Annotated in this window: 8 protein-coding genes; 3 read left to right on the forward strand and 5 right to left on the reverse strand. The window is 71.4% G+C overall.

All coding sequences use genetic code 11. The features are described 5' to 3' along the window. Positions 1 to 43 precede the first annotated feature (43 nt). Genes G6N64_RS29045 through G6N64_RS29055 form a run of 3 tightly spaced genes read right to left on the reverse strand, consistent with a single transcriptional unit; the run spans position 44 to position 3,758 of the window. Complete coding sequence (locus tag G6N64_RS29045) at positions 44 to 1,027, reverse strand: FAD binding domain-containing protein (protein WP_163801205.1); 984 nt, start codon at positions 1,025 to 1,027, stop codon at positions 44 to 46. Beyond that, a complete protein-coding gene (locus G6N64_RS29050) occupies positions 1,024 to 1,563 on the reverse strand; it encodes a (2Fe-2S)-binding protein (protein ID WP_163801206.1) in 540 nt (179 codons plus the stop codon). The genes G6N64_RS29045 and G6N64_RS29050 overlap by 4 nt, the downstream gene beginning before the upstream one ends. Further along, entirely contained in the window at positions 1,560 to 3,758 is a 2,199-nt protein-coding gene (locus G6N64_RS29055; RefSeq protein ID WP_163801207.1) for a xanthine dehydrogenase family protein molybdopterin-binding subunit, read from the reverse strand. The genes G6N64_RS29050 and G6N64_RS29055 overlap by 4 nt, the downstream gene beginning before the upstream one ends. Before the next feature lie 199 nt (positions 3,759 to 3,957). On the opposite strand from G6N64_RS29055, the gene G6N64_RS29060 reads away from it, so the two are divergent. Beyond that, on the forward strand, positions 3,958 to 4,890 hold the full coding sequence (locus G6N64_RS29060; RefSeq protein WP_163801208.1) for an alpha/beta hydrolase: 933 nt from the start codon (positions 3,958 to 3,960) through the stop codon (positions 4,888 to 4,890). Here G6N64_RS29060 and G6N64_RS29065 read toward each other — a convergent pair. Then, positions 4,880 to 7,651, reverse strand: coding sequence for an AAA family ATPase (locus G6N64_RS29065; RefSeq protein ID WP_163801209.1), 2,772 nt, complete (start codon positions 7,649 to 7,651; stop codon positions 4,880 to 4,882). The two genes, G6N64_RS29060 and G6N64_RS29065, sit on opposite strands and share 11 nt — an antisense overlap. Continuing rightward, a complete protein-coding gene (locus tag G6N64_RS29070) occupies positions 7,648 to 8,622 on the reverse strand; it encodes an alpha/beta hydrolase (protein ID WP_163801210.1) in 975 nt (324 codons plus the stop codon). Before G6N64_RS29070 ends, G6N64_RS29065 begins: the two co-directional genes overlap by 4 nt. Before the next feature lie 328 nt (positions 8,623 to 8,950). Between G6N64_RS29070 and G6N64_RS29075 the strand changes: the two genes are divergently transcribed. Both G6N64_RS29075 and G6N64_RS29080 read left to right on the forward strand, forming a co-directional pair. Beyond that, positions 8,951 to 9,994 (forward strand): cupin domain-containing protein, encoded by a 1,044-nt coding sequence (locus tag G6N64_RS29075; protein WP_163801211.1) that lies wholly within the window; start codon positions 8,951 to 8,953, stop codon positions 9,992 to 9,994. A gap of 43 nt (positions 9,995 to 10,037) precedes the next feature. Further along, positions 10,038 to 10,862, forward strand: a complete 825-nt coding sequence (locus tag G6N64_RS29080) for an alpha/beta fold hydrolase (protein WP_163801212.1) — start codon at positions 10,038 to 10,040, stop codon at positions 10,860 to 10,862. Positions 10,863 to 10,868 lie beyond the last annotated feature (6 nt).

The following is a 10,868-nucleotide window of genomic DNA, read 5'->3' on the forward strand; positions in this document are numbered from 1 at the left end:
GCGCTCACGCGACCAGAGCGCGAGTGGCCGTGCACGTCACCGCTCACTCGACGGCGGCGGCGCGGGTCAACGCCCGCACCACCGCGTGCCGCCCCAGGTCGACCTTGAACTCGTTCTGCGGCAGTGGGTCCGCGCCGTCCATCGCGAGGGCGGCGGCCGCGTGGAACGCCGCCTCGTCCGCGGGACGGCCGACCAGTGCCGCCTCGGCCGCGTGCAACCGCCACGGCTTCGGGGCCACCCCGCCGAGCGCGAGCGCCGCCGACGCGATGACCCCGTCCTCCATCGCCAGCCCCGCCGCGACGGACACCAGCGCGAACGCGTAGCTGTGCCGGTCGCGCACCTTCAGATACCAGGAATGGTCGGCGAACCGCGACGGCGGCAACTCGATGCCGAGGATCAGCTCCGCGGGCCGCAACGTGTTGTCCACGTCGGGGGTGTCGCCCGGCAGCGCGAAGAACCCGTCGATCGGCACCACCCGCCGCCCGTCGGGCCCCTGCACGTGCACGACCGCGTCCAGGATGGCCAGTGCGACCGCCATGTCGGACGGATGGGTCGCCACGCACTCCTCGCTGGCCCCGAAGACCGCGTGCTCGCGATGGAATCCACCTCGGGCCGCGCACCCGCTGCCCGGGATCCGCTTGTTGCACGACGTGAACGTCGTCTGCATGAAGTACGGACACCGCGTGCGCTGCAGCAGGTTTCCACCTGCCGTGGCCATGTTGCGCAGCTGCGTCGTCGCCCCGCTCAGGATCGCGTGCGACACGACCGGGTACTGGCTGCGGATCAGCCTGTGGTTGGCGACGGCGCTGTTGCTCGCGCCCGCCCCGACGAACACCCCGCCCTCGTCGGTCGGGGTGATGTCGGTCAGGCCCAGCCGCCGCAGGTCCACCAGTGCGGTCGGCTGGGCGACCCCGCCCTTCATCAGGTCCAGCAGGTTGGTGCCGCCGGCGAAGTAGGTACCGCCCGCGGCGGCCCCTGCGACGGCGTCGTCGACGGACGTGGCGTGGCGGAACTCGAAGGTCTTCACGCCGACCGCTCCCCCGCGACCGACGCGATGGCGTCGACGATGTTCGCATATGCGCCGCAGCGACAGATGTTGCCCGCCATGCGTTCCCGGATCTCCGCGTTGGACAGTCGAGAGCACCCGCTGACGACGTCCTCCCGCGAACCCTCGAACGACGCGGTGCTCAGGTCGCCGCGGGCATGCTCGGCCAGCATCGCGTGCGCCGACGAGATCTGCCCGCTCGTGCAGAAGCCGCACTGGAAGCCGTCGCAGTCCAGGAACGCGTGCTGCAGCGGGTGGAGGTCGTCGCCCGAGGCGATGCCCTCGACCGTCAGGACCTCGGAACCGTCGATCGAGGCGGCCAGCGTGAGGCAGCTGACGACGCGCTCGCCGTCGACGGCGACCGTGCACGCCCCGCAGAGACCGTGGTCGCAACCCTTCTTGGTGCCGGTGAAGTCCAGCCGGTCGCGCAGCAGGTCGAGCAGCGTCGTGCGCACGTCGGCCTCGACGCGGTGTGCCTCGCCATTGACGCGGAGTTCCACCACGTGTTCCTCGCTCATCGGGCCTCCTCCGAGGTCGGCGGTCGGTACGGCGTCATCAGGTTCTCCAGCGTGATCGGCAGGTCGCGCAACCGTTTTCCGGTGGCGTGGAAGATCGCGTTCGCGATGGCGGCGGGCACCCCGCAGGCGCCGATCTCACCGATGCCGCGGACGCCGATCGGGTCGAGGCCGTAGTCGGTGCTGTCGACGAACGACACGTCGAAGTCCGGACGGTCGGCGTGGGTGGGCAGGTAGTACTCGCCGATCATGCGGGCCGTCTCGCCGTCGTAGGGCACCTGCTCGAGCAGCGCCATCCCGAGCCCGAACGTGATGCCACCCATCACCTGGCTGCGCGCGAGCTTCGGGTTGAGCACGCGGCCGCAGTCCATCACCGCGACCCACCGCACCACCGACGCCCGGCCGATCTCCTCGTCGACCTCCACCTCGCAGAAGTGCGCGCCGAACGATTGGAACGCCTCGTGCTCCTGGTCGCCGGCGTCGCTGTCGGCGACGAAGCTCAGCCGATCGTGGTGTGCGCGCGCCACGTTCAGCAGGTCCTCGGGAGACGACGAGCCGGCCAGTTCGTCGACCCGTCGCCGCCATTCGGAAGCCGCCGCGAACACGGCGGACCCGACCGTCGCCGTCGTCTGCGACGCGCCGCTGTAGGGCGCGGCGGGAAAGTCGGAGTCGCCGGACTCGAAGCTCACCGACGACAGCGGCAACCCCGTCGCGTCGGCGGCGACCTGCGTCATGACGGTCCGTACGCCGTTACCGACTTCGTGTGTGGCCGAGGCGAACTGGACGGTTCCGTCGGGGGCGGTGACCACCCGGCAGGACGCGGGCATGCGGCGGCCCGGATAGGTCGCGGTCGCCATCCCCCAGCCGACCTGGACGCCGTCGCGTCGCAGCGCACGCGGCGTGACGGGCCGGTCCGCCCACCCGAAGCGACGGGCGCCGGACTCGTAGCAGTCGAGCAGGTGCTTGCCCGACCACGGCTTGCCGCTGGCCTGATCGCGGTCCGCGTGGTTGCGCACGCGCAACTCGAGGGGGTCGAGGCCGAGTTCGTGGGCGAGTTCGTCGATCGCCACCTCGAGCGCGAACAGGCCCGGCGCCTCCCCCGGGCCGCGCATGAAGCAGGGCGTCGGCGCGTTGATCCGCGCGGTGCGGTGCGACACCTCGAGATGCGGTGACTGGTACAGAAATCGGGTCGACAGCCCGGCGGGCTCACAGAAGTGCGCGACGGTCGAGGTCTCGGTGAGGGTGTGGTGCTCGGTGCCGAGGATGTCACCGCGGTCGTCGGCGATTAGCACCACGTCCTGCTCCGTGCGCGGCCGGTGCCCGGTCGAGGAGAACATCTGGTCGCGGGTCAGCACCAGCTTGACGGGGCGTCCGACTTCGCGGGCGGCGACGGCGCACAGCACGACGTGCATCCAGAGGAAGCTCTTGGACCCGAACGCGCCGCCCACCAACGGGGCCAGCACCCGGACGTCGTCCTCGGACATGCCGAGGTACACCGCGAGTGCCGCCCGTTCGCCGGCGATCCACCGGGTGCTGTCGTGGACGGTCAGCCGGTCGCCGTCCCAGGCGGCGATCGTCGCCGACAGCTCGATCGGATAGTGGGCGTTGTACGGCGTGGTGTAACGGGCGGCCATCCGGACGCTGCCGTCGGTGGGTGGTTCGCCGCGGCGGTCCTGCAGCTTCTCCTCGCTCAGCTTCACGAAGTGGTCGGGGCGGTAGCTCCCCTGCCGGATCGGGCCGTCCTGCCCGCCGGGCGCCTCGGTGACGTCGTGTGCGTCGAGCGTCGCCGGCAGCGGCTCGTAGTCGAGTTCGACGAGAGCTGCTGCCGCGGTGGCGTTCTCCCACGTATCGGCGACCACCAGCATCATGTGCTGTCCGACGTGCTGGACCGTCAGGTCCGACAGCGGTGGGCGGCGTTCCAGCGGGAGGTCCCAGGTGAGGTCGTCGGGGAGCGCGTGCAGTGGCGGGCAGTTCAGCGGCGTCAGCACGTGCAGGACGCCGGGGGCCGCCGCGACACGGTCGGCACTCGCGCGCAGCGAGTCCGCGGTGACCGTGCCGTGCGGGATCTCGGACTGCACCAGCGCGGCGTGGACCTGTCCCGGCAGGACCACGTCGGCGGTGTACGTCGCCGCGCCGGTGACCTTGCCGCCACCCTCGACGCGGTTGACCGACTGGCCCACGCGATCCATCGTCGTCATCGGTGTCCTCTCTCGGTACTGCACGCCGTGGCGGCGAGGACGTCGACGGCGCGGTTGGCGCTGCGCACGGGACTCCCGTCGAGGCTCATCCTGGCAGTGTGCTGGCCGGGGCGCCCGACGTCATCAGTCGGATGACTGATGATCACTGGCCGCGGTCGGCGGACACTGGGGCGATGACGGTCACGCGTGGCGGGTCGCGGTGACGGCCGAGGCACCCGGCCTCGTGCTGGACCCGGCTGTCACGGATCTGCTCGAGTCGATCAGTACGCGCGGGACGGCGTGGTCCGACCTGCAGGACGCGCCCGACGGGACCGGCACCGTCGACGAGTGGGTGGACGTCGCCGCGGGTGAGTACGGCATGATCGGGGTCCGCGTCGTCCGTCCGTCCCACGTCGCGGGACCGCTGCCCGCGGTGGTGTACCTGCACGGCGACGGATGGGCGGTGGGCGACAGCCGCAGCCACGCCCGGATCGTCTCCCGGCTTGCCGTCGGGACGCCCGCGGCGCTGATCGTCCCGGAGTTCGCACCGTCGCCCGCGGCGCGCCACCCCGTCGCCCTGGAGCAGGCCTACGCGGCCGTCCGCTGGATCCACCAGGCGGGCGCGCGGCACGGGCTGGACCCGCGGCGCGTCGCGGTCGCCGGCGACTCGACGGGGGCCACGCTGGGCATCTGCCTGGTCCTGCTGTCCCTGCGCCGCAACGAGTTCCGCGTCGCGCAGCTGGTGGCGATAACACCGGTGATCGATCCCGCGCTCGATACGCCGTCGGCCGAGGAGTTCGCCGAGGGCTATCTGCTGCACCGCGACCACCTACTCGCGCACTGGGACGGCTATCTCGGTGACGGCGACCGGACCGATCCGACGATCAGCGCACTGCACGCGTCGGCCGCCGATCTCGCGAAGTTCCCACCCACGCTGGTCATCACGGCCGAGGCGGACGTTGCGCGCGACGAGGGTGAGGCCTTCGCCGCCCGGCTGCGCCAGGAGGGCGTGACGACGACCGCCGTCCGCTACGAGGGCACCATCCACGGCTTTCCGGTGCTCGACGCCCTGGCACGATCCAGCGCGGCCCGCGCGGCGACGGCGCAGGCCGTGGCGGCGCTCGCGACTGCGCTGCACGGGATCAGGACGTGAACTCGCGCAGTTCGTGGCGGCGGCTCACCCCGAGCTTCGGGTAGACGTGATAGAGGTGCGAGGCGACCGTGCGCGGTGAGAGCCGCAGCCTCTCGGCGATCTCGCGGTTGGTCAGACCGGACGCCGCGAGGGTCACGATCTGCCGCTCCTGTGCGGTGAGCGCGCCGAGCAGGTCGCCGGCGTCCTCGGTCGAGGTGGTGGTGACACCCGCCGCGCGCAACTCGGCGCGTGCGATGCCCGCCAACGGTTCGGCACCCAGCCGCTCGAAGACCTCCAGCGCCGCCGCCAGGAGCGGTCTGGCCTCCGCGGGCCGGCGCGCCCGCCGCAGCCACTCGCCGTAGTGCAGGCGGGCGCGGGCGCGTTCGAGCGGCCACTGTTCGCCCGCGGGGTCGAAGACCGCGAGCTTGTAGTGCCGCTCGGCGAGGTGCCCGTCGGTGGTGAGGGCGGTCGCCTGGTGCCGCAGCAGCCGAAGCCTCACCGACGGTGCGGAACCCAGCCCGCGACCGATCGCCGCGGCGAGTGGCGCCGCCTCCTCGATGCGCCCGCTGCGCGCCGCCGACCACGCCAGATCGGCGAGGGCGCGGTGTGACACCACGAAGTGGACGGGTCGGCCGTCGGCATCGAACATGGCTCGGAACCGGCGATAGGCGGCGTCGAAGTCCCCGGTGGCGACGTCGATCCAGCCGGCCGCGCGGTGCAGGTTCACCTCGGTGACGCACGGCGGCCCGCCGGCGGAGGCCGCCGACTCCCGGGCCCGGCTCACGGCCAGGGTGGCACCGTCGACGTCGCCGCGCATCGCCATCCACTGGGCCTGGCAGGCCAGGGTCTCGCGCTCGACGAGCGTGGAGCCCCTTACGACCGCACACAGCTCCGCGACCTCGTCGAGCATCTCGGCCAGCTTGGTCCACCGTCCGGTGTCGAGCAGGCTCCACGCCAGGGGCGCCACGGCGAACCCGAAGCCACGCAGGCCGCCCGCCGCCGCGAGACTTTCGATGGCACCGGTGAGTTCGGTTGCGGCCGTAACTGTGTCGTCGGTGGCGAAGGCCATCGTGCCACCGATGAGTCGGCGAACGGGCTCGAGTTCCGGCACCGTGGGCCGGTCCACCGGCGCCGGCAGCACGGGCCGTGCGTCGGCAGCGGCGGTGTCGGCGTACATCCCGACGTAGGCGAGTTGGAAGTCGGCGGCCGCCGGGGGGAACGGCAGCGGGAAGGCACTCGGCGTCGGCGGCGTGGCCCCCACGCGGTCGAGCCACCCGCGCAGGCGCCGACGGTGCTCGACGTCACCGGTGTAGTACGCGGCACCGCCCGCCGAGTACAGCAGCGCGAGGACCAGGTGGCCGTCGTCGGGCCAGGGTCCGGCGAGGACGGCGTCTATCACCCCGAACGCGGCCCCCGCACGGCCGGACTGCAGGAGGATCGACGCCCGGATCAGCGCGGCGTAGCCGGTCACGTTCGGATCGTCGGACTCGCGCAGCGGCATCTCGGTCATCGACAGCGCCCACGCCGGGTCGCCCGCGAAGTTGGCGGCGCCCGCGGCGAGCGCATACCGCCGCGCCGCGTCGACGCGGTCGGGGCTGAGTTCGGCGGCGCGCTGCAGCGCCCGGGCACGCTCCAATTCGTCTGCACGCGGCGCGGATTGGCTCGCGGTGGCCTCAAGCATCGCGGCGATCATCTCGTCGGATCCGGGTGCGGCCGATCCCAGGTGCCAGGCTCGCGCGGAGGCCTCGAGACCGGCGATCGCGGCCAGCGCGAGGTGCGCGGCGCGCTGCTCGCCGAAGTCGCCGCTCGCGTAGGCGGCGGCGCGCAACAGCGCGTGCGCGAAGACGATGCGGCGCTCGTCGGTGAACTCGACGTAGCCGTCCCGGCGGGCGGGCTCCCACGCGGCGAAGTGGCTGCCCAGTCCGGCGGCGGCGGTGACGGCGTCGACCGTCTCCCGTCCCGTGCCCGCGGCGGCGAACAGCAGCAGCCGGCGGGTGTCAGCAGGCAGCGCGGCGATCCGGTCGGCGAACAGCGGGTGTGTGCCTGCGCCGCCGGACAGGGTGGCGCCGTGGAAGGTCGAGGTGCCGTTGCGGGCGTAGGCGCGGGTGAACTCGATGAGCGCCAACGGGTTGCCGCGCGACCAGCGGATGATCTCGCCGCGCACGCTGGGGTTGGGCTGCTCGGGCTGCGAGTCCACCAGCAACGCCGAGTCGCGCGGCGACAGCGGTCCGATCTCGACGGTGCGGAGGGCCCGGCCGACGCCGGCGAGGACGTGGCGACGGTGCGCGGTCAGCACGGCCCGGACGCGCGTGGTGATCAGCTGCGCGGCCACGCCGACGAGCAGATCGCGCATCTCGTCGTTGAAGAGGTCGACGTCGTCGATCACCAGCAGGACCGGCCGTTCGACGGCGGCGGCCTCGAGGACCGCGATGACGGCGTCGCGGATCAGCGCCGGCCGCGCGACCGCCGGCGGCCCGTGCATCGCCTCGGTCAGGGCGTCGCGCAGGGCGTGCGGCAGGGTCGCCGCGGACGGGAGCACCGGCCACAGCAGTCCGGCCAGCGCGGCGTACCCGTGCGACTCCCCCGCGACGCCCGCGGCGAACACGACGCACAGCTGGTCGTCGGCGGCGCGTACTGCGAAGTGCAGCAGTGCCGTCTTGCCGATCCCGGACTCGCCGACCAGGAGTACCGCCGGTGGAGCGGTATCGGCACCGCGGACGACGGCCCGGGTGAGGGCGACCAGCTCGTCGCGGCCGACGATCTGAAACCGGTGCGGGCTCACGCGTGGAGCCTCTCGCGCAGGAACCACGAGCCCTGCGCGATCGCCGCCCGGGCGGGAGCGATCTCGGCCAGCCGGCTCAGCACCACGAAGTCGTGCACCGTGCCGAGGTAGCGCAGGGCGGTCACGTCGACGCCGGCGCGGCGCAGGTTGCGGGCGAAGTCGGCGCCTTCGTCGCGCACCACGTCGGCTTCGGCGGTGACCACCATCGTCGGCGGCAGACCGGTCAGGTCCTCGGGGCGGGCGTACAGCGGCGACACCGTGGGGCACGTTCGGTCGCCGTCGCAGTACTGGTTCCAGTACCAGGCCTGCTCCGCGCTGGACAGCAGGTAGCCGTCGCCGAACTCCCGGTGCGACGCCGAGTCGCACGCCGCATCGGTCGGCGGGTAGTAGAGCAGTTGGGCGCGCAGTCGCGGACCGCCACGCGACTTGGCGAGCATTGCGACGGCCGTGGCGATGGTGGCGCCGGCGCAGTCACCGGCGAGGGCGATGGACGTGACGTCCAGGTGGAGGTCGTCGGCGTTGGCGTGCACCCACAGCAGCGCGGCGTAGCACTCCTCCAGCGCCACCGGATACCGGGCCTCGGGCGTGCGACTGTACTCCGGCACCACCATCGCGACGCCCGCTCCGACGGCGAGTTCCGACACGACGTGAGCGTGGGTGTCGGCGTCACCGAACATCCACCGCCCGCCGTGCAGATAGAAGACGGTGGGCAGCGGTCCCTCGGCGTGGCGCGGGCGGATCACCCAGAGGCCGGTCAGGCCCGCCGGTCCCACCTCTGCGGTGTGGAAGCGCGCCGTCGTCCCCGGGTGCTCGCGCAGCGTCTGCTGCGCCTCGCGCAGCGCGATCCGGCCGTCCTGCGGTCCGAGCTGGCGCAGCGTCGGCGGGGTCGACATCGCGTCGATCAGTTCGATGATGGCCGGATCGAGGACGACGACACCGCGGTGGTCGCCGGCACCCCGCCATCCACTCATCGCGTCCCGCCCTCGTGTTCTCCGCGCCGCGGCTCCGCCTTGAATGATAGGCCGGGGGGGTCGATCCGGCCGGTCGAGTGATCTTCGCCCACCGCGGCGGTGCATCCATCAGTCACTCGACTGATGCCCCGGTGGGCGACGTCAGGCAACACTGGGCCCGACCATCACCGTTGGTCAATACCTGCTAGCCGGAAGCGGCCGTGCACCTCGATCGGTACGACGGTTGGCCGCCACCGTCCAAGACATTTCCCGTGACGGAGACGAGAGTCGGAGACGTCGCCAGGCCGAACGCCCCATCGACGGGGCCCACCACCTTCGAGGAGATCCGATGACCACCACACAGGCACGCAGCGTCCACACCGCCTCCCTGCTCGACGGAGAGATCGTCGAGGAGTCCGACCTCGGCTCGATGCGCCGCGTCACCGCCGACAACCTGCCGATCCTTAACCGCCTGTCCATCAAACGTGTCCTGCTCAACCCCGGCGCCATGCGCACACCCCACTGGCACGCCAACGCCAACGAACTCACCTACTGCGTCTCGGGCACCGCACTGGTCTCCATCCTCGACAGCGGCAGCAAGTTCTCCACCTTCATCGTCACCGCCGGCCAGATGTTCCACGCCGAATCCGGCTCCCTGCACCACATCGAGAACATCGGCGACGACGTCGCCGAATTCATCATCGCCTTCCGCAACGAACTCCCCGAGGACTTCGGCTTCGGCGCCACCCTCGGCGCCTTCTCCGACGCCGTCCTGGGCAACACCTACGACCTCCCCTCGGCCGACTTCGCCAAGATTCGTCGTAGCACCCGCGACCACAAACTCGCCGCCCGCATCGGCGACCCCGTCGTGCCCGCCGCCGCGCACTTCAACGACCCGCACAAGTTCGACGTCGAAGCCCAATCCCCGGGACTGAACTACGTGTCCGGTAACGCCCGCTTCGCCCGCGACCAGTTCTGGCCCATCCTCAAGGACATCTCCATGTACTCACTGCGGGTCACCGAGAACGGCATGCGCGAACCGCACTGGCATCCCGTCACCGCCGAGATGGGCTACGTCAACCACGGCGACGCCCGCATGACCATCATGAACCCCGACGGCACCCTCGACACCTGGAACCTCACCACCGGCGACATGTACTTCATCCCCCGCGCCTACCCCCACCACATCGAGAACACCGGCACCGACCCCTGGCACTTCCTCATCTTCTTCGACCAGCCCTTCCCCGCCGACATCGGCTACCGCGCATCCGCCAGCGCCTACTCCCGCGAAGTCCTCGCCGCCACCTTCGGCACCCACATCGACGACCTCCCCCAATTCCCCTTCACCCCCGCCGATCCACTGATCGTCACCCGCACCAACCCGCTGGACTGATACTGGGCCCGCACCCCTTCTTCCGACTTCGAGAGGCACCGACATGAGCGTCATCACCACCACCGACGGCACCGACATCTTCTACAAGGACTGGGGCACCGGCCAGCCCATCGTGTTCAGCCACGGCTGGCCGCTGTCGAGCGACGACTGGGACACCCAGATGCTGTTCTTCCTCGCCCAGGGCTACCGCGTCATCGCTCACGACCGGCGCGGCCACGGGCGCTCGACCCAGACACCCGGCGGCCACGACCTCGACCACTACGCCGACGATCTGCACGCCCTCGTCGAGCACCTCGACCTGCACGACGCCATCCACGTCGGACACTCCACCGGCGGCGGCGAGGTGGTCCGCTTCCTCGCCCGCCACGGCGAGGGCCGTGCGTCGAAGGCCGCCCTCATCAGCGCGGTGCCGCCGCTGATGGTTCAGACCGATGCGAACCCGGAAGGCTTGCACAAGAGCGTGTTCGACGGCTTGCAGACACAGCTGGCGGCCAACCGGTCGGAGTTCTACCGTGCGCTGCCGTCGGGGCCGTTCTACAACTTCGACCAGCCCGGCGTCGAGTCGTCGGAAGCGGTCATCGAGAACTGGTGGCGTCAGGGGATGATGGGCGACGCCCTGTCCCACTACGACGGCATCGTCGCGTTCTCGCAGACCGACTTCACCGAGGACCTGAAGAAGATCACGGTGCCCACGCTGGTCATGCACAGCGAGGACGACCAGATCGTGCCCTACGTCGCGTCCGGCCCGAAGTCCGCCGAACTGCTGGCGAACGGGACGCTGAAGACCTACCAGGGCTTCCCGCACGGCATGCCCACCACCCACGCCGACGTCATCAACGCCGACCTGCTGGCGTTCCTGAAGTCCTGATCGAAG

This window comes from Mycolicibacterium sediminis, assembly GCF_010731735.1.
Lineage (GTDB): Bacteria > Actinomycetota > Actinomycetes > Mycobacteriales > Mycobacteriaceae > Mycobacterium > Mycobacterium sediminis.